Below are 18,409 nucleotides of genomic sequence, written 5' to 3' on the forward strand. Positions count from 1 at the left end.
AAGTCCAGCAGGCCCTTCCAGGAGAACTGCTCCACCTGGGAGACGCCGAAGACGTCGTCGTCACCGGGGTCGGTGAAGTCGATCGGCTTGCCGCCGGAGGTCATCGGGAGCAGGGCGCCGAGCGAGGTCTCACCGGTCGCGTTCCGCTTGAACCAGATGTTCGGGAAGGCCAGGAAGCGGTGCCAGGCGACGCCCATGTCGGTCTTCAGGGCGACCACGATCATCCAGATGAACGAGGTCGCGATCTTCAGGCCGGCGAAGAAGTAGGTGAGGTTCTGGAGCGTGGAGACGTCCATGCCCCGGAACCAGGAGACGACCGGGTACGAGATGAAGAACGACGCCTCGTAGGAGTCCACGTGGTGCTGGGCGCCCTCCAGCGCGTGCAGCGTGAAGATGCAGACGCCGACGATCAGGATGACCGTCTCGACGAAGTACGCCTGGCCGAAGTTGGAGCCGGCGAAGCGGGACTTGCGGCCCGGCCGGTTCGGCTTGCTCAGCTGGCGGATGACGATCAGCGTCAGGATGCCGAGCACGGTCATGGTGCCGATGAACTCGACGAACATGTTGTACGGCGCCCAGTCACCGATGACCGGCAGGATCCAGTCGGCCTGGAAGAGCTGGCCGACGGCGTTGACGATCGTCAGGAGGAGGGAGAAGAAGCCGACCGCGACGAACCAGTGCGCCACGCCGACGATGCCCCAGCGGTTCATCCGGGTGTGACCGAGGAACTCCCGGACCACCGTGACGGTCCGCTGGACGGGCTCGTCGGTACGGGTGCCGGCGGGCACGTTCTGGCCGAGCCGCATGAAGGTGTAGATCTGGAGGACGGCGCGGGCGAACAACGCCACACCGACCACGATCAGAACCAGCGACACGATGATCGCGGCGAGTTGCATGGGGGCTCCTCGGGCCTGCGAGGGGTCTCTTCGGGTCTCTTTCTTGAGGGTGCCCGAAATTACTAAGCGGTAACTTATGCAGTCCGTCTGAGACTACCCGCATCTTTACTCGCACTGTAGCCAGCCGCGGAGTGATCTGAGTCGCTGAGGGGTACCTGCCCCGCTTCCGGAAGCCGATCGTGTTATTCGTACATGATTGTTACATTCGGGTCTAATTTGGACCTGTGCTCTACGGGATCGCCGCCGCCACCACCGCCCTGCTGCTCGCCGCCGTCCTCTCCGCGCTGATCCGGCCGGCCGCCCTGCGGCTGCGGCTGGTCGACCGCAGGCGGGTGCGGCCGGTGCCGGCGCTGGGCGGGCTCGCCGTCGTCGGCGCCACCTGTCCGGTCGCGGGCGTCGGCGACTGGAGCGGGGTCGCCCCGCTCGGTACCGGGGTGGGGCGGCTGCTGGTCGCCGGGGCGGCGGTGGCGCTGCTCGGGCTGGTCGCCGACGTGTGGCGGCTCAAGACGCGGTTCCTGCTGCTCGGTACGGCCGTGGCGGCCGCGTGCGTCGTGCCGTACGAGGAGTTCGGTACCGCCGGCGGGGCGCTCGCCGTGGCCTGGATCGCCTTTGTCGCCGTCGCCTTCAAGGGGCTCGACCACGCCGACGGGCTCGCCGGGACCGTCGGCGTGGTCACCGCCTTCGGGACCGGCGCCTGTGCCGCCGCCGAGGTCATGGACGGGCTCGCCGTGCTGCTCAGTGTGCTCGCGGCCGCGCTCACCGGGTTCCTGATGCACAACTGGCATCCCGCGCGGATCGCCCTCGGTGCCACCGGCTCGCTGTTCGCCGGGTTCGTGCTGGCCGCGGGCGCGCTGTTCACCCGCGCCGGGCACGATCCCGCCGCCAGTACGGGCGTGCTGTTCGCGCTCACCGCCGTCGCGAGTGCGGACGTACTCCTCGTCCTGCTGTCGCGGCTCCTCGCCGGGCGGCCGGTGCTGCGGCGCGGGCCGGACCATCTCGCGCACCGGCTGCGGCGGCTGGGGCTCAGCTCGCCCGGCGCGACGGTCGTCCTCGGCGCCGGATCCTTCGCCGGGGTGTCCGTCGCGGTGCTCGCACACGGCGGCTGGATCGCCTCCGCAACCGTCACCTGGGTCGCCGGCGTCACCCTGATCGCCGTACTCGTACTCCTTCGGATCCCTGTCTACGGCCCTCGATCGGCCGTATCTCCGCAGGTCGGCGGGCACTTGCGTATAAGGAACGGATAAGACTTGAGCCTGCTCCACTCAGGTCTGTTGACCCACGGCGAAGCTTGATGCACACTTGAGTCCGTTCCACTCAAGTCAGCTGGAGGAAATCACCATGGCACGTGCGGTCGGCATCGACCTGGGCACGACTAACTCCGTCGTCAGCGTTCTTGAAGGCGGCGAGCCCACCGTCATCACCAACGCCGAGGGTGCCCGGACCACGCCGTCCGTCGTCGCCTTCGCGAAGAACGGCGAAGTCCTCGTCGGCGAGGTCGCCAAGCGCCAGGCGGTCACCAACGTGGACCGGACCATCCGGTCCGTGAAGCGTCACATGGGCACCGACTGGAAGATCCAGCTGGACGGGAAGGACTTCAACCCCCAGCAGATCTCCGCGTTCATCCTGCAGAAGCTCAAGCGGGACGCCGAGGCCTACCTGGGCGAGAAGGTGACCGACGCGGTCATCACCGTCCCGGCCTACTTCAACGACTCCGAGCGCCAGGCGACGAAGGAGGCCGGCGAGATCGCCGGTCTGAACGTCCTCCGTATCGTCAACGAGCCCACCGCGGCCGCGCTCGCGTACGGCCTCGACAAGGACGACCAGACGATCCTCGTCTTCGACCTCGGTGGCGGCACCTTCGACGTGTCCCTCCTGGAGATCGGCGACGGCGTCGTCGAGGTGAAGGCCACCAACGGCGACAACCACCTCGGCGGTGACGACTGGGACCAGCGCGTCGTCGACTACCTGGTCAAGCAGTTCGCGGCCGGCCACGGCGTGGACCTCGGCAAGGACAAGATGGCCCTCCAGCGCCTCCGCGAGGCCGCCGAGAAGGCCAAGATCGAGCTGTCCTCCTCCACGGAGACCTCGATCAACCTGCCCTACATCACCGCCTCCGCCGAGGGCCCCCTGCACCTCGACGAGAAGCTCACCCGCGCCCAGTTCCAGCAGCTGACCGCGGACCTGCTGGAGCGCTGCAAGACCCCGTTCCACAACGTCATCAAGGACGCCGGCATCCAGCTCGGCGAGATCGACCACGTCGTCCTCGTCGGCGGCTCCACCCGGATGCCCGCCGTCGCCGAGCTCGTCAAGGAGCTGACCGGCGGCAAGGACGCCAACAAGGGCGTCAACCCGGACGAGGTCGTCGCCATCGGCGCCGCCCTCCAGGCCGGTGTCCTCAAGGGCGAGGTCAAGGACGTCCTGCTCCTCGACGTCACCCCGCTGTCCCTCGGTATCGAGACCAAGGGCGGCATCATGACCAAGCTCATCGAGCGGAACACGACGATCCCGACCAAGCGGTCCGAGATCTTCACCACCGCCGAGGACAACCAGCCCTCCGTCCAGATCCAGGTCTACCAGGGCGAGCGCGAGATCGCGGCGTACAACAAGAAGCTCGGCATGTTCGAGCTGACCGGTCTGCCGCCGGCCCCGCGCGGTGTCCCGCAGATCGAGGTCGCCTTCGACATCGACGCCAACGGCATCATGCACGTCACGGCCAAGGACCTTGGCACGGGCAAGGAGCAGAAGATGACCGTCACCGGCGGCTCCTCGCTGCCGAAGGACGAGGTCGACCGGATGCGCCAGGAGGCCGAGCAGTACGCGGAGGAGGACCACCGCCGCCGCGAGGCCGCCGAGACCCGCAACCAGGGCGAGCAGCTCGTCTACCAGACCGAGAAGTTCCTCAAGGACAACGAGGACAAGGTCCCGGGCGAGATCAAGACCGAGGTCGAGGCCTCGATCGAGGAGCTCAAGGAGAAGCTCAAGGGCGAGGACACCGCCGAGATCCGCACCGCCACCGAGAAGGTCGCGGCCGTCTCCCAGAAGCTGGGCCAGGCCATGTACGCCGACGCCCAGGCCTCGGGTGCCGCGGCCGGCGGTGCCCCTGCCGGTGACGGGGCCGACGACGTGGTGGACGCCGAGATCGTCGACGACGAGCGCAAGGACGGTGCCGCGTGACGGAGGAGACCCCGGGCTTCGAGGAGAAGCCCGACGTCCCCTCCGGCGCCACCCCCGACGACGCCGAGCCGAAGGCCGCTCCCGCTCAGGGGGCGGCCCCGGCCGGGGACGCAAGCGCACAGGTCGCCGGTCTGACGGCGCAGCTGGACCAGGTACGCACCGCGCTCGGCGAGCGCACCGCGGACCTCCAGCGCCTGCAGGCCGAGTACCAGAACTACCGCCGCCGTGTGGAGCGCGACCGGATCACGGTCCGGGAGATCGCCATCGCGAACCTCCTGACCGAACTCCTGCCCGTGCTCGACGACATCGGCCGCGCCCGGGAACACGGCGAGCTGGTCGGCGGTTTCAAGTCGGTGGCCGAGTCGCTGGAGACGGTCGCGGCGAAGATGGGCCTGCAGCAGTTCGGCAAGGAGGGCGAGCCCTTCGACCCGACGATCCACGAGGCGCTGATGCACAGCTATGCGCCGGACGTCACCGAGACGACGTGCGTGGCGATTCTGCAGCCGGGGTATCGCATCGGCGAGCGCACCATCCGCCCCGCGCGGGTGGCGGTCGCCGAACCCCAGCCGGGGGCGACGCCGGCGAAGGCCGAGGGTGCCGAGGAGGCCCCCGCGGCGGGAGACGAGAAGGACAACGGCCCTGAGGAGGGCTGAAGTCGTAGACAACACGCGGAACACCGGGAAGGGGGCGCGTCGGGGATGAGCACCAAGGACTTCATCGAGAAGGACTACTACAAGGTCCTCGGCGTCCCCAAGGACGCCACCGAGGCCGAGATCAAGAAGGCGTACCGGAAGCTCGCCCGCGAGTTCCACCCGGACGCCAACAAGGGCAACGCCAAGGCCGAGGAGCGCTTCAAGGAGATCTCCGAGGCGAACGACATACTCGGCGACCCCAAGAAGCGCAAGGAGTACGACGAGGCCCGCGCCCTCTTCGGCAACGGCGGCTTCCGCCCCGGGCCGGGCGCGGGCGGCGGCAACTTCAACTTCGACCTGGGCGACCTCTTCGGGGGCGGCGCCCAGGGCGGGGGCGGCTTCGGCGGGGGCGGCGGCGGCTTCAGTGACGTCCTGGGGGGCCTGTTCAACCGGGGCGGCGGCGCGGGCACCCGCACCCAGCCCCGGCGCGGCCAGGACATCGAGTCCGAGGTCACGCTCAGCTTCACGGAGGCCATCGAGGGCGCCACGGTCCCGCTGCGGATGTCCTCGCAGGCCCCCTGCAAGGCCTGTTCGGGCACCGGCGACGCCAACGGCACACCCCGGGTGTGCCCGACCTGCGTCGGTACCGGTCAGGTGGCGCGGGGATCCGGCGGCGGCTTCTCGCTCACCGACCCCTGCCCCGACTGCAAGGGCCGCGGCCTGATCGCGGAGAACCCCTGCCCCGACTGCAAGGGCAGCGGCCGCGCCAAGTCGTCCCGGACCATGCAGGTCCGCATCCCCGCCGGGGTGACGGACGGCCAGCGCATCCGGCTGCGCGGCAAGGGCGCGCCGGGCGAACGCGGCGGCCCCGCGGGCGACCTGTACGTCATGGTCCATGTCGACACCCACCCGGTGTTCGGCCGCAAGGACGACAACCTCACGGTGACCGTCCCGGTGACCTTCACCGAGGCGGCGCTCGGCGGCGAGGTCAGGGTCCCGACCCTGGGCGGCCCGCCGGTCACCCTGAAGCTGCCCCCGGGCACGCCCAACGGCCGCACCATGCGCGCCCGGGGCAAGGGCGCGGTCCGCAAGGACGGCACCCGCGGCGACCTGTTGGTCACCGTCGAGGTGAGTGTCCCGAAGGACCTGTCGGGGAAGGCTCGTGACGCGCTGGAGGCGTATCGCGAGGCGACCGCGGGCGAGGACCCGCGGGCCGAGCTGTTCGAGGCCGCGAAGGGAGCATGACAGAGATGGACGGCCGTCGACGTAACCCGTATGAACTGACCGAGGAGACCCCGGTCTACGTCATCTCGGTGGCGGCCCAGCTCTCCGGACTGCACCCGCAGACGCTGCGCCAGTACGACCGCCTCGGCCTGGTCTCCCCGGACCGCACGGCCGGGCGGGGCCGCCGCTACTCGGCCCGCGACATCGAACTGCTCCGCCAGGTGCAGGCGTTGTCGCAGGACGAGGGCATCAACCTGGCCGGCATCAAGCGCATCATCGAACTGGAGAACCAGGTCATAGCGCTCCAGCAGCGCGTCGCCGAACTCCAGGCGGCCGTCGACGGCGCGGCGGCAGCGATGCAGCAGCGGGAAGCGGCGGTCCACGCCTCCTACCGCCGCGACCTGGTCCCGTACCAGGAGGTCCAGCAGACCAGCGCGCTGGTGGTGTGGCGGCCGAAGAAGGCCAAGGACTAGCAACACCCTGCACGAAGGGGCCCGGAGGTTCACCGACCTCCGGGCCCCTTCGGCGTTGTTCGGACGGTGACGAGGCCATCGCGTAGCCCATATGGGTGAACTAGATGGTTTATCAGGATCTTGGAGTCCCTGGAACGCATGATCGGTGGTGGTGGCTGAGTTCGCAGTGATGCCGAGGAGGGAGGGGCCGACGGTGGCAGGCAAGCGTGGGAGGAAGCGCGCATTGCGTGCGCTGGCGGCTCCGTTCACGGTTGCCGCGCCGTCAGGGGCCCGGATCCGAGATCGGCTGCGTCCGGATCCCGCCGATGAGAAAGTACTCCGCCTGCTGGGCCGAGCGGGCAGAGCGGAAGAAGAAGCTCACCTCGGTGTCCTCGTCCCGGTGGACCGGAGCAATGACCCGTGTCTCGGAGGACCAGTATCAGCTGTCCATGCGTTGCCTCCACGATGAGCGGGCTGGGCTGCGCCGGTCCATCCACATCATCACCCGGCGCCTGACCGCTGCCTGTGGCAGGCGGTCGAGGGACGGTGTGCGCGGTTACGCCGACCAGAATGAACGGGTCCAGAAGCAGCAGCGCATGCAGGCGCTCAAGGCCCGGCTCGCCGTCGTAGAGCAGAAGATCGCCTCGGGGTGTCCCGCCGTTGTCGTCGGTGGCAGGCGCCTCGTAAAGCAGCGTCACAACCTTCCCGACGCACAGCTGAGCGAGGCCCAGTGGCGCGAGCGGTGGGAGGGTGCGCGGCTGTTCCTGACCGCAGATGGCGAGTCCGGCGCCTCGTACGGCAACTACACCATCACCGTTGATCCGTCCGACGGCTCGGTGACGATCGTGCTGCCGGAGGAACTGCGGCACCTGGCCAACTCCCCGCGAGGCCGCTACCGGATGGCCGGCAGCGTGCGGTTCTCCCATCGTCACGAGGAATGGCTGGACCGGGTCACCGCCCACAGGGCCGTGCGTTACGACATTGCCTGCGACTCGGCAAGTGGCCGTTGGTACCTGGACGCGAGTTGGTCGGCCGAGATCACAGTGTTGCCCACTCCGGAGGAGCTCAAGGCACGAAGCGCGCGGCTGCTGGGAGTCGATCTGAACGCCGACCACCTTGCTGCCTGTGTGCTCGACGTGCACGGCAACCCGATCGGCGATCCGATCACCATCCCGCTCGACCTGACCGGCCCCGCCACCGCCCGGGACGGACGGTTGCGTGCCGCGATCAGCGACCTGATCGCACTCGCCCTGGAGTACGACTGTGCCGGGATGGCCATCGAGAACCTGGGATTCACCGACGCTCGCGCCATCGGGCGGGAGTCCATGGGCAGGGGCAGACGCGGCAGACGCTTCCGCCGTACCGTGGCAGGAATCCCTACCGCCCGCTTCCGGGAGCGGCTGCGCGGCATGGCCAACCACCGGGGCCTGGTGGTTGTCGCGGTCGACCCGGCCTACACCAGCTGCTGGGGCGGGCAGCACTGGGCCAAGCCTCTCCAGCAGCAGTCGAAGAAGACTACGGTCACCCGGCATCACGCAGCTGGGGTGGCCATCGGTAGGCGCGCCCTCGGTCACGGGATTCGGCGTCGGCCAGGTGTGACCCCCGCTCACCGGAGGATGAGCGCGGGGAGAGCTACCGGCCAGGCCGTGTCCACACCGAGGGCGTGCGGGACCGCGAGCCCGCCCAGGACGGCAGGCACGCCCAAGCCGGGCGCAAAGACCCGACCGTGCCGAGGTGACCAACTCGTGCTGTTCCCTGACCTCGAAGACCGTTCGTGAGGTCACCCGGACCACCGTCCGGGGTACGGCGAGTTGGCCACCACGGTCCAGCAACGCCAGGAGCGGTTCATTCGATCCTCTGGTCAGGCCGATACGAGTGAGTACGACCGGGATGGTCGTTCCTGATGTCGACTCACGAGGAATGGACTTGGTTGTACTGATCTTTGCCTCCCCATGAACTCCCTTTGCATGGAGGGTCCGTAAAGGGTGTTTGGAGGTGATTCCGCTCGGCCTTCACAGGTGCAGCGGAGCGTGCTGTTGCGGACTCGTTAAGTGATTCCGCTTGACGTCGGGTGTGGCCTGCGCGTTGGCTTTTCAGACATCTGGGTCGCAAAGAGCCCCACGTCCGGAACGCACCTGAAGTGAGCCCCCGTATGCGTCGTATAGCCATGTTCGTGGCCGCGTCCACGATGACCCTCTCGCTCGCCGGTTGCGGCGTGCTCAACGCGACGGGTTCATCGACCTCCGCGACACCGACCAAGGGCAACGACATCACGGTGGGCGTGCTGATGCCGGACACCATCAACACCCGGTACACGAACTTCGACTACCCGATCATGAAGGCCAAGATCGCGGAGCTCACGAACAAGCAGGGCAAGGTCGACTACCAGAACGCCGGGTCGTCCGCCTCCAAGCAGGCGACGCAGATGCAGAAGATGATCGACGAGAAGGTCGACGTGATCATCCTGGACTCGGTCGACGCGCACGCCATCGCCGGCACGGTGAAGAAGGCCAAGGACGCGGGCATCCCGGTCATCGCCTACGACCGCCTCGCCGAGGGCCCGATCGACTCCTACGTCTCCTTCGACAACGAGCTGGTGGGCGAGGTGCAGGCCCGTACCCTCCTGGAGGGCCTCGGGTCGAACGTCGACACCTCCGACAAGGTCATCATGGTCAACGGCTCGCCGACCGACCCGAACGCCAAGCAGTTCAAGACGGGCGCCCTGTCCGAGCTGAACGGCAAGGTGACCATCGCCGCCACGTACGACACCAAGGACTGGAACCCGGACATCGCCGAGCAGGAGGTGACCAAGGCGATCGCCTCGATCGGCAAGGACAACGTCGCCGCGGTCTACTCCGCGAACGACGCCATGGCGGGCGGCATCGTCAAGGCCCTCAAGGCGGCCGGCGTCACGACCATGCCGCCGATCACAGGCCAGGACGCGGACCTCGACGCGATCCAGCGGATCCTCGCCGGCGAGCAGTACATGACCGTCTACAAGCCCTACCCGGACGAGGCCGAGGCCGCCGCCCAGATGGCCGTCTACAAGGTCCAGGGCAAGGACATCCAGTTCGACGCGCTCACCCAGGACCAGGTCGACAGCCCGACCAACAAGAACATCCCGTCCCAGCTGGTGCAGGTCAACGCCGTGACGAAGGACAAGATCAAGGACACCGTCGTCGCCGACGGCATCTTCAAGATCTCGCAGATCTGCACGGCCGCGTACAAGTCGGCCTGCGCGGCGGTGGGCCTCAAGTAGGCCCCGGCGGCAGGAGCCCGCGCCCCGTCGGGGCGCGGGGAACCCGCAGCCGACTACGCCACCCTCGTGAACTCCACACTCACCTCCGGAGCCCCTCCCGGCACCCCCCGGTAGATCCCCTTGTGCGGAGTGACGTCGTCGTAGTCCCGGCCCCGGCCCACGACGACATGGTCCTCCCCGGCCCGCACCCGGTTCGTGGGGTCGTAGCCGCACCACTCACCCGCCCAGTACTCGATCCACGCGTGGCTCTGCCCGGCGACGGGCCGGTGCAGCTCCGCCTCCCGTTCCGGATGCAGATAGCCCGAGACGTACCGGGTGGGCAGTCCCACCCCGCGCAGCAGCGCGATCGTCAGATGCGTGATGTCCTGGCACACCCCCGCCCGCTGGGCCCAGGCCTCCGCGGGGGAGGTGTTCACCCCGGTGGCTCCCGGAAGGTACGCCACCCGGTCGGCGACCAGCCCGGAGACGGCCTCCGCGGCCTCGTGCGGCGCCAGCCCGGCGGCAGCGCCCCGGGCCTTCTTCACCAGCTTGTTCGGCACCGTCGTACGCCCTGTGGGGCTCACGAACTCCACCAGCCGTGACCCGGCGGCCCGTTCGGCCAGTTCTTCCCATGCCGGTGCCGCCGGCAGCGGCTCCGGCGCCGACGTCTCCACCAGGCTCGACGCGGTGATCGTCAGATCCTCGTGCGGGTCGATCAGATCGAAGCCGGTGACCTGGGTGCCCCAGTAGTCCCAGTACGACCACACCGCGGTCGCGGGACTGACGGTGACCCGCGCGTCCAGCGTCGTCTGCCCCGGCAGGGTCAGCGGGGTCATCCGGACCTCGTTGTGCGAGGAGGCGGCGGGCTGGGCGTAGGAGACCCGGGTGGTGTGCCGGATGCGGAGGCGACGAGCCATGTCAGGCTCCTTCCTGGGCCCACTCCACGGGCCCCTGGTACGGGAAGAACCGCTCCGCCACCGCGTCGGCGGACGTCATGCAGGCCTGCTGCAACTCCCGCAGCAGGGCCGGGAGCTGTTCCTCCAGGGAGGCGGTGTCCAGGTATTCGAGGCGGGTGCGGACCCGGCCGATCGGCGAGCGCGCCGGATCCTGGCGGGGCCGGCCGAGCGCGGCCAGGCACTCCTCCGCCGTGGTCAGCGCGTGCAGCGCCGAGCGCGGGAAGTCCCGGTCCAGGAGCAGGAACTCGGCCACCCGCGGGGTGTCCCCGAACCCGCTGTGCACCCGCGCGTACGCCTCGTCGGCCCCGCTCGCGCTGAGCAGCGTGGTCCAGTCCGGCGCGTGCGCCGCGTCCAGGACGCGCACCGACAGCAGCCGTACGGTCATGTCCACCCGTTCCAGGCTGCGTCCGAGGACGACGAACCGCCAGCTGTCGTCCCGGCTCATCGTGGAGTCGGCGAGCCCGAAGAACAGGGCGGCCCGGCTGCGGACCAGCTCCAGATAGGCGTAGGGGCCCGTGCGGCGGGCCGCGCGGCGCTGGTCGGCGAGTGCGTGCCAGGTGGAGTTGAGGCACTCCCACATCTCGGAGGAGACGGCCTCACGGGCGCTGCGCGCGTTCAGCCGGGCCGCGCTCAGGGCGCCCTCGATGGAGCACGTGGAGCGGGCGTCGAAGGCGAGCTGGTCCAGGACCTGCTGCATGTCCACCGGCTCCGCGCCGGCGTCCACCCCGAGGATCGCGTACAGCGAGCGGCAGGCGGCGTCCTCGTCGCGCCAGGGGTCCTCCAGCATCCGGTGCAGATAGGCGTCGAGGATCCGGCCGGTGGCGTCGGCCCGCTCGACATACCGTCCGGTCCAGGTCAGCGACTCGGCGATACGGGAGAGGATCACGTCGTTCACTGCTGCTGGGCTCCTTCCGGTACGACGGCACGGGTGCCGTCGGGGCCGAGGCGGCGCGGGGCGACCGCGGGGATCGGGCCCGCCGCGCCGACCGGCGCGGGGCGCTCCGCCGGGCCCTCGGCGAGTACCCAGGTGTCCTTGGAGCCGCCGCCCTGGCTGGAGTTGACGATCAGGTTGCCCTCCTGGAGGGCAACTCGGGTCAGGCCGCCGGGCAGCACCCAGATGTCGTCGCCGTCGTTCACGGCGAACGGGCGCAGGTCAATGTGGCGCGGTGCCATGCGGTCACCCGCGAGGGTGGGAGAGGTGGAGAGGGCGACCGGACGCTGGGCGATGAAGCCGCGCGGGTCGGCGGCGACTGCTTTGCGAGTGCGTTCCAGGGTGTCCGCGTCGGCCTTCGGTCCGATGACGATCCCCTGTCCGCCGGCCCCGTCGACGGGCTTCACCACGAGCTGGTCGAGCTGGTCGAGGACCGCCTCCAACTGGCCCGGTTCATCAGGGCGGTAGGACTCCACGTTGGGGAGGAGCGGCTCCTCGCCGAGGTAGTAGCGGATCAGGTCCGGGACGTAGGTGTAGAGCAGTTTGTCGTCGGCGATGCCGTTGCCCACGGCGTTCGCGAGTGTGACGTTCCCGGCGATGGCGGCGCTCAGGATGCCGGGGCAGCCGATCACCGAGTCGGGGCGGAAGTGCAGCGGGTCGAGGAAGTCGTCGTCGAGCCGCCGGTACACGACGTGCACGGGCACCTCGCCCCGGGTCGTCCGCATCCACACCCGGTTGCTGCGGCACACCAGGTCGTGGCCCTCCACCAGCTGCACGCCCATCAGCCGGGCGAGCAGGGCGTGTTCGAAGTAGGCCGCGTTGCTGGGGCCGGGGGTGAGGACGACGACCCGGGGGTCGCTCGCCGCCCCGCCGGGCGCCGCGGCCCGCAGCGCGGCCAGCAGCCGCTGGGCGTACCCGTCGACCGGCAGGACGTGCTGCTCGGCGAAGAGCGAGGGGAAGATCCGGGTCATGGCCCGGCGGTTCTCGATGACGTACGACACCCCGCTGGGCACCCGCACGTTGTCCTCCAGCACCCGGAAGGCGCCGGCCTCGTCCCTGACCAGGTCGATCCCGGCCACATGGATGCGCACCCCGCCGGGCGGCTCCACCGCGTGCGCCGCCCGGTGGAAGTGCGGCGAGCCCAGCAGCAGCCGCCAGGGGACCACGCCGTCCTCGAAGGCGCGGGCGTGTCCGTAGGCGTCGGCGAGATAGGCCTCCAGGGCTCTGACCCGCTGGCCCACCCCTCTTCGTATGAGATCCCATTCCAGGGCGTCGAGGATCCTGGGCACCAGGTCCAGCGGCCAGGGCCGCTCCTCGCCCGCGAAGGCGTAGGTCACGCCCCGGTCGGTGAAGGCACGGGCCATCTGGTCGGCCCGGAAGCGCAGTTCACTCGGCTCGATCGGCTGAAGTGCCGCCAGCACCGGCTCATAGGCGGTCCTGACCTCACCCGGCCGCACAAACATCTCGTCCCACGCGTCGGCCAACGCGTACGCGTCAAATATGTCCGCCATGAGGGGACGTTAGAGCGGGCACGTAACGCGGCGATCACTGGCGGATTTCGGGGATTCGCCTGGTCCGCCGCGCCACGCGCCCGCGAGCGGCCCTCCCGTGCAACGCGTCTCCCCCGTGGACGCGTTGCGCGGTGCCCCGGCCCGCGGGGGATGCCGGCCGGGGCTCCGCCGGGCGTCCGGCAACGCCCGTGGGAAGCAACATCAACCTTGCCGCCCGCACCCCTCGCCCACCACCGTCATCTTGTTGCAGTGCGGCCTGCGGAGGCCGGACGATACCCGGGCGCACCGGTGCATTACGACGCCCGGTGCGGGGGAAGCCGTGTTGCGGACCCGGTCCGGACCGCTCATAGTTGCGCTGCGGAAGAGGCAGCAAACCGGGGGTGGAATGGGCGATGGCCGGGCACGGGGCGGAGGAGCATCCACACGGTGCCGACCGGCTGTGCGCCGCCGGGGACCGTGTGTACTCCCGGGCCGTGCGCCGGGGCCGGGTACCGCGCACGGACGCCGACGCGGTGCCCTGTCTGCTGGAGCTGGCGCTGCTGCACCCGGACCCCGACGACATGGACTGGCTGGTGCCGACCTCCCCGCAGGAGGTCATGACCCGGCTGCTGCGCGGGGTCCACGACGAGGTCACGGACAGCCAGCGGCGGGTGGGCGCGGCGGTCGCGGCGTTCGAGTGGTACGCCGGTCTGGGACGGCAGTTGCAGGCGGTCTCGGCCTCCGCCGAGGGCACGGCGGCGATCCGGGTCCTTGACGGGCTGTCACGGATCCAGGCGGCCATGGACGAGGCGACCCAGGCGTGCACGGCCGAGGTGCTGACCGTGCAGCCGGGCGGTATCCGCCGGGAGTCCGAGCTGACCGAGGGCCTGCACCGGGCCGTCGCCCTGCGCGGCCGGGGCGTGCGGATGCGGGACCTCTACACCCATGTCGCCCGGCACGGTCAGGGCCTGCTCAACTACCTGGAGCTGATGGGCGACGCGGTGGAGGCCCGGACGCTCGACGAGGTCATCGACCGGCTCATCCTCTTCGACCGCACGGTGGCGTTCATCCCCGCGAACGCGGACCGCACGATGGCCCTGGAACTGCGCCACCCCGCCCTGGTCGAGTACCTGGTCACGGTGTTCGAGAGGCTGTGGCGGCTGGCGATCCCGCTCACCGCCGCCCTCCCCGACACCGGCATCGAGGGCATCTCGCACCGGGAGCAGTCCATCGCGGCGCTGCTGGCGGAGGGCCACCAGGACGCGGTGATCGCGGAGCGCCTGGGGATCAGCGTGCGCACCTGCCGCGCCCACATCGCCCGTCTCTCGGAGACCCTGGGCGCGGCCAGCCGTACCCAACTGGGGGTGCGGATAGCGCAGGTCGGGCTGGACCGGCCGCCCGGCGGGGCGAGCGGCTCGCCGGCCGTGGTCAGTCTTCCCGATCGAGGATCCCGGACCGGGCGATGAGATAGCCGAGCTGTGCGCGGCTCTCGCTGCCGAGGGTGGTGGCGAGGCGGGCGATGTGGTCGCGGGCGGTGCGGATGTTCATGCCGAGGCGGTCGGCGATGACGGCGTCGGTGTGGCCCTCGACGAGGAGGGCCGCGATGGCGCGCTGGCGGGGGGTGACGCCGTTGACGGTGGGGCGGTGCTCCGGCTTCGGGAACATGGGGGTGGCCAGCTGCCAGAACCGGTCGAAGGTCTTGATGAAGAACGTGATCACCGCGGGATGGCGGACCTCCAGGGCGAGGGTGCCGTCGCCGTCGGCCGGGATGAAGGCGACCGTTTCGTCGATGACGATGAGGCGGCCCGGGAGTTCGTCGAGGCTGCGGCCCGTGCTGTCGCCCTTCAACTGCTCGACGTAGGTGAGGACGCTCGGCAGATGGCGCAGGGAATGCTGGTAGAGGGTGCGGATACGGCCGCCGCGGTCGAGGAAGGCCTGGTCGCGGGCGAGAGAGAGCTGCTGGGCGGTCTCGCCGCGCCGGCCGACGAGACCGGCGTGCGGCTGGATGCCGATGACCTCGACGGTTGCCTCCACCAGCGCCTCCGAGATGGCCCTGTTGATCTGCTTGGTACCGCTGAGCAGATGGAGCGAGGGGCTGTCCGGCGCGGTCTGTCCGTCGATCCGCAGCAACGGTCCGAACAGGTCCACCAGCCGGTCCTCCCGGCGGTGTTCCTCGGCGATACGGGCTCGGGTGGCGCCCAGCAGCCGGTTCAGCGAGAGCGCGGGGGCCACGGGCTCCAGCCGGTCGAGGTCGTCGAGGGCCGGATGAAGCAGGCCGAACTCGGTGAGGCAGGGGGCGTCCGCCGCGGCCGCGGCGGAGATGTGGCCCTCGCTCAGGGCCTGTTCGTAGAGTTCCGAACCCGCTGTACACAACTGCTCGATGGTGTGGTCGGCGTGCGTCAGTGCGGGCCGCCCTCGTCGAACGGCGTTTGTTCCAGGATCCCGGACCGGCCTATGAGATAGCCGAGTTGGGCCCGGCTGTCGCTGCCGAGGGTGGCGGCGAGTTTGGCGATGTGGACGCGGGCGGTGCGGATGTTCATGCCGAGGCGGTCGGCGATGACGGCGTCGGTGTGGCCTTCGACGAGGAGGGCCGCGATGGCCTGCTGACGGGGCGTGACGCCGTTGAGGCTGGGGCGTTGCTCGGTCTTGGGGAACATCGGCGTGGCCAGGCGCCAGAAGCGCTCGAAGACGGTCGCGAGGTACTTGACCAGGGCCGGGTGGCGGATCTCCAGGGCCAGGGTGCCGTCGTCGTTGGCGGGCAGGAAGGCGACTGCCCCGTCCATGACGAGGAGCCGGTCGGGGACCTCGTCGAGACCGCGGGCCACGTTGTCGCCCTTCAGTTCCTCGGTATAGGCGTACACGGTCGGCACATGACGCAGGGTCTGCTGGTAGAGCGTGCGGAAACGGCCGCCGCGGTCGAGGAACGCCTGGTCGCGTGCGTGGGCGGCGGGTTGGGCGGTCTCGCCGCGCTCGCCCACCAGACCGGCGTGCGGCTGGATGCACAGGACCTCGTCCCGGGCCTCGGCCATGGCCTCGGCCATGGCCTCGTCGATGGCCTGGTTGATCCGCCGGGTGCTGCTCAGCAGCCGCAGAGCCGGGGAGTCCGCCGCCGTGTCCGACCGCTGCTCGATGGTCAACAGTGGTTCGAAGAGCTCCACCAACCGCTGCTCCAGCTGCCATTCCTCGGCCGCGCGGGCGCGGGCGCCGCGCAGGAGCCGGTTCAGGGCGAGCGCCGCGGCGACGGGCTCCAGCCGGTCGAGGTCGTCCAGCGCGGGGTGGAGCAGGCCGAGGTCGATGAGGCAGGGGGCCCCGGCGGCGTCCAGAGCGGTGATGTGGCCCTCGCGCAAGGCGCGCGCGTACAGTTTCGTGCCCTCCGCGCACAGGTCCTCGATGCCGTGCTCGCCGTGCGGGGCACGGGTCACCGGGGGCCACCCGCCCCCGGAATCGTCTGGTCCAGCATGCCGGACTGGGCGATGAGATAGCCGAGTTGGGCGCGGCTGCCGCTGCCGAGGGCCTGGGCGAGCTTGGCGATGTGGGCGCGGCACGTCCGTACGTTCATGCCCAGCCGGCGGGCGATGGCCTCGTCGACATGGCCCTCCACCAGGAGCTTGGCGATGGAGTACTGGATCTCGGTGATGCCCTCGGAGTCGGCCGAGTACGGGCCGCCGATGCTCATCGGGACGGCCCGGTCCCACAGGTACTCGAAGACCTTCAGGAGATAGCGGATCAGGCCCTCGTGACGGAGCTCCAGGGCGATCCTCTGGTCGTCGCGGGCGGGGATGAAGGCGATCGCCCGGTCGACGATGATCAGCCGCTCGACCAGCTCGTCGATGGTGCGGTACTCGACCTTGCCGTCGGAGAGTTGGGCCGAGTACGCCAGCTTCTCCGGGTTGTAGCGGGCCGTGTGCTGGTACAGGCTCCGGATCTTCACACCGCGTTCGACCAGGGCCCGGTCGCGCTCCAGGCCTTTCAGCAGGCTGCTCTCCGAGATGCGGTCGGAGGGCTGCACCGTGACCAGTTCGGTCCGGACCTGGGAAGTGGCAAGGTTGAGCGCCGCGTTGATCCGGTCGCCGCCTTCCAGGACGGTGATGGCATCGCCGGGAGTGCTCACCTCCGTGCCGATCGACATGAACGGCTCGAATATCTGCGCGAGCTCGATCGACATCTGCCGGCGCTCGGTGATCTCGCGCTCGATCGGGTTGAGCCGGCGGGTCAGCGCGACGACCGGCGGAACCGGGCGCAGCCAGGCGGGATCGTCGGGGTCCGGGTGGAGGAGGGCGAGTTCCATCAGACAGGGAGCGGCCTCCGCGTCCGTGCGGGCGACACGTCCCGAGCGCAGAGCGGTGGCGTAAAGGCGACTGCCTTCGTCGCACAGCTCGGTCACCGGATGAGGATGTGTCGCTTTCACCCGCTTAGTTGCCAAATCTCCACCCCCCAGGGTCCTGAACATGCAGGAACATGATGCACTGATCCTGTGGCCACCACGTGCCCGAATGAGCCATCGTCGTACCTGACGGGGGAAAAGGGGACCTTCAAGTGAGGAACGAAGCCGACAATGCGTAACAGACTGCTTCGCTCGGTGCTCGGCGCCGCCTTTTCCGCCCTGGTGGTCCTGGGGGTACTCGGTGGTACCTCTGGTGCGAAGAGTGACGTGCAGGCGATCACCGAATGGCCTGCCGTGGCTGTCAACGCAAGTACGGCAGACTGAGCTGGGAGCTGACGTGACCACCCCACCGGACGACCGATCCTTCCGCCGCGAGATGGCTACCGCCTACCGCAGCGGCTGGCACTTCATCGACCTGGTCACCGCCATCCCCCACAGCGGTGACTCGCTGATGGTGACCGTCTTCGGTGAGCCGGTCGTCGTCACGCGGGACGAGGACGAGGACGTCCGGGCTTACCGGTGTCTGCGCAAGCCCCGTGGCGCGCCGCAGCCCGTGCGCTGTGCCGTCCGGTACGGAATGATCTTTGTGAACCTGGACCAACGGGACCACCGGCTGGCTGAGCCGGAGGTGCCCGACGTGAGGACCATCTCGGCCACCCCCCGCAGTGCCTGACGCGATTCCCCCGTCGTAAAAGATCGCTCAGGTGCTTCCCCCCGCAGCGGCGTCACCGTGACCTGAACACGGTGACGCCGCTGCAGTTTTCTGGGGACATTTCCGGGTATCGGCCGGTTCCGGCCAGACGGCACGGTGGCTGAAACCCGTCGGTAGAACGGGGTGGTCACCCCGGCCCCCGCACCCGCCCCCGTGCCGCCCCCGTGTCCCGTCCGGGCGCGGCGTCGTGAGGGTGCGCAGGTGGCGTTCCGGCCAGAAACGCTGACACTCCTCGTCCGGTGCGGAAGGGTTCATGCGTACCGGAAGAGCTCCCGACTCCACCTTGAGTGGAATAGACTCAACTTTGTGTACGTTGGCTG

The 18,409-nt window shown here is 69.7% G+C and carries 15 protein-coding genes and 1 pseudogene; 9 read left to right on the forward strand and 7 right to left on the reverse strand.

The annotated features are described in order from the left end of the window. Nucleotides 1–896: pseudogene (locus tag AB0D85_RS29695) on the reverse strand (Fe-S oxidoreductase); the annotation flags it as partial. Between the two features lie 224 nt (nt 897–1,120). Between AB0D85_RS29695 and AB0D85_RS29700 the strand changes: the two are divergent. The 7 genes from AB0D85_RS29700 to AB0D85_RS29730 all read left to right on the forward strand — a co-directional run bounded on the left by AB0D85_RS29700 (nt 1,121) and on the right by AB0D85_RS29730 (nt 9,637). After that, entirely contained in the window at nt 1,121–2,140 is a 1,020-nt protein-coding gene (locus AB0D85_RS29700) for an MraY family glycosyltransferase (protein ID WP_362326728.1), read from the forward strand. 94 nt (nt 2,141–2,234) lie between these two features. Further along, nucleotides 2,235–4,070 (forward strand): molecular chaperone DnaK, encoded by a 1,836-nt coding sequence (dnaK, locus tag AB0D85_RS29705; RefSeq protein WP_362326731.1) that lies wholly within the window; start codon nt 2,235–2,237, stop codon nt 4,068–4,070. Next, a complete protein-coding gene (grpE, locus tag AB0D85_RS29710) occupies nt 4,067–4,723 on the forward strand; it encodes a nucleotide exchange factor GrpE (protein ID WP_362326734.1) in 657 nt (218 codons plus the stop codon). The genes dnaK and grpE overlap by 4 nt, the downstream gene beginning before the upstream one ends. 45 nt (nt 4,724–4,768) lie before the next feature. Then, nucleotides 4,769–5,947, forward strand: coding sequence for a molecular chaperone DnaJ (gene dnaJ, locus AB0D85_RS29715; protein WP_362326738.1), 1,179 nt, complete (start codon nt 4,769–4,771; stop codon nt 5,945–5,947). A gap of 5 nt (nt 5,948–5,952) precedes the next feature. Next, nucleotides 5,953–6,399, forward strand: coding sequence for a helix-turn-helix domain-containing protein (locus AB0D85_RS29720; RefSeq protein WP_089100113.1), 447 nt, complete (start codon nt 5,953–5,955; stop codon nt 6,397–6,399). Between the two features lie 305 nt (nt 6,400–6,704). Beyond that, nucleotides 6,705–8,156 carry a hypothetical protein gene (locus AB0D85_RS29725; protein ID WP_362326742.1) on the forward strand — a complete coding sequence of 484 codons (1,452 nt, stop codon included), beginning with the start codon at nt 6,705–6,707 and terminating at the stop codon, nt 8,154–8,156. Between the two features lie 374 nt (nt 8,157–8,530). After that, nucleotides 8,531–9,637, forward strand: a complete 1,107-nt coding sequence (locus AB0D85_RS29730; protein WP_362326745.1) for a substrate-binding domain-containing protein — start codon at nt 8,531–8,533, stop codon at nt 9,635–9,637. Nucleotides 9,638–9,690: 53 nt separating this feature from the next. Here AB0D85_RS29730 and AB0D85_RS29735 read toward each other — a convergent pair whose 3' ends face one another. From AB0D85_RS29735 to AB0D85_RS29745, 3 genes are read right to left on the reverse strand one after another with little or no spacing between them, the layout of a single operon-like run. Then, nucleotides 9,691–10,533: a transglutaminase family protein gene (locus AB0D85_RS29735; protein ID WP_362326748.1), complete on the reverse strand. Its 843-nt coding sequence runs from the start codon at nt 10,531–10,533 to the stop codon at nt 9,691–9,693. A gap of 1 nt (nt 10,534) precedes the next feature. Beyond that, nucleotides 10,535–11,467, reverse strand: a complete 933-nt coding sequence (locus AB0D85_RS29740) for an alpha-E domain-containing protein (protein ID WP_362326751.1) — start codon at nt 11,465–11,467, stop codon at nt 10,535–10,537. Next, nucleotides 11,464–13,014, reverse strand: coding sequence for a circularly permuted type 2 ATP-grasp protein (locus AB0D85_RS29745; RefSeq protein WP_362326754.1), 1,551 nt, complete (start codon nt 13,012–13,014; stop codon nt 11,464–11,466). The genes AB0D85_RS29740 and AB0D85_RS29745 overlap by 4 nt, the downstream gene beginning before the upstream one ends. A gap of 392 nt (nt 13,015–13,406) precedes the next feature. Between AB0D85_RS29745 and AB0D85_RS29750 the strand changes: the two genes are divergently transcribed. Beyond that, nucleotides 13,407–14,459: a helix-turn-helix transcriptional regulator gene (locus AB0D85_RS29750; RefSeq protein WP_362326757.1), complete on the forward strand. Its 1,053-nt coding sequence runs from the start codon at nt 13,407–13,409 to the stop codon at nt 14,457–14,459. Here AB0D85_RS29750 and AB0D85_RS29755 read toward each other — a convergent pair. Genes AB0D85_RS29755 through AB0D85_RS29765 form a run of 3 tightly spaced genes read right to left on the reverse strand, consistent with a single transcriptional unit; the run spans nt 14,422 to nt 17,443 of the window. Next, nucleotides 14,422–15,366 (reverse strand): helix-turn-helix transcriptional regulator, encoded by a 945-nt coding sequence (locus AB0D85_RS29755; RefSeq protein WP_362326760.1) that lies wholly within the window; start codon nt 15,364–15,366, stop codon nt 14,422–14,424. The genes AB0D85_RS29750 and AB0D85_RS29755 overlap by 38 nt on opposite strands. A gap of 26 nt (nt 15,367–15,392) precedes the next feature. Continuing rightward, nucleotides 15,393–16,415: a helix-turn-helix transcriptional regulator gene (locus AB0D85_RS29760; RefSeq protein ID WP_362326763.1), complete on the reverse strand. Its 1,023-nt coding sequence runs from the start codon at nt 16,413–16,415 to the stop codon at nt 15,393–15,395. Further along, complete coding sequence (locus AB0D85_RS29765; protein ID WP_362326766.1) at nt 16,412–17,443, reverse strand: helix-turn-helix transcriptional regulator; 1,032 nt, start codon at nt 17,441–17,443, stop codon at nt 16,412–16,414. Before AB0D85_RS29765 ends, AB0D85_RS29760 begins: the two co-directional genes overlap by 4 nt. A gap of 310 nt (nt 17,444–17,753) precedes the next feature. On the opposite strand from AB0D85_RS29765, the gene AB0D85_RS29770 reads away from it, so the two are divergent. Beyond that, nucleotides 17,754–18,050: a (2Fe-2S)-binding protein gene (locus AB0D85_RS29770; RefSeq protein ID WP_046730465.1), complete on the forward strand. Its 297-nt coding sequence runs from the start codon at nt 17,754–17,756 to the stop codon at nt 18,048–18,050. The last annotated feature ends 359 nt before the right edge of the window (nt 18,051–18,409 follow it).

Origin of the sequence: Streptomyces sp. NPDC048277 (assembly GCF_040652235.1) — a bacterium.
Lineage (GTDB): Bacteria > Actinomycetota > Actinomycetes > Streptomycetales > Streptomycetaceae > Streptomyces.

What these genes read in the sequence shown, in the direction of transcription:
- AB0D85_RS29720 (WP_089100113.1), top strand. Translation starts at nt 5,953, where the DNA reads ATGGACGGCCGTCGACGTAACCCGTATGAACTGACCGAGGAGACCCCG.
- AB0D85_RS29750 (WP_362326757.1), top strand. Translation starts at nt 13,407, where the DNA reads ATGGCCGGGCACGGGGCGGAGGAGCATCCACACGGTGCCGACCGGCTG.
- AB0D85_RS29735 (WP_362326748.1), bottom strand. Translation starts at nt 10,533, where the DNA reads ATGGCTCGTCGCCTCCGCATCCGGCACACCACCCGGGTCTCCTACGCC.
- AB0D85_RS29725 (WP_362326742.1), top strand. Translation starts at nt 6,705, where the DNA reads ATGAGAAAGTACTCCGCCTGCTGGGCCGAGCGGGCAGAGCGGAAGAAG.
- dnaJ (WP_362326738.1), top strand. Translation starts at nt 4,769, where the DNA reads ATGAGCACCAAGGACTTCATCGAGAAGGACTACTACAAGGTCCTCGGC.
- AB0D85_RS29745 (WP_362326754.1), bottom strand. Translation starts at nt 13,014, where the DNA reads ATGGCGGACATATTTGACGCGTACGCGTTGGCCGACGCGTGGGACGAG.
- AB0D85_RS29730 (WP_362326745.1), top strand. Translation starts at nt 8,531, where the DNA reads ATGCGTCGTATAGCCATGTTCGTGGCCGCGTCCACGATGACCCTCTCG.
- dnaK (WP_362326731.1), top strand. Translation starts at nt 2,235, where the DNA reads ATGGCACGTGCGGTCGGCATCGACCTGGGCACGACTAACTCCGTCGTC.
- AB0D85_RS29765 (WP_362326766.1), bottom strand. Translation starts at nt 17,443, where the DNA reads ATGTTCAGGACCCTGGGGGGTGGAGATTTGGCAACTAAGCGGGTGAAA.
- AB0D85_RS29770 (WP_046730465.1), top strand. Translation starts at nt 17,754, where the DNA reads ATGGCTACCGCCTACCGCAGCGGCTGGCACTTCATCGACCTGGTCACC.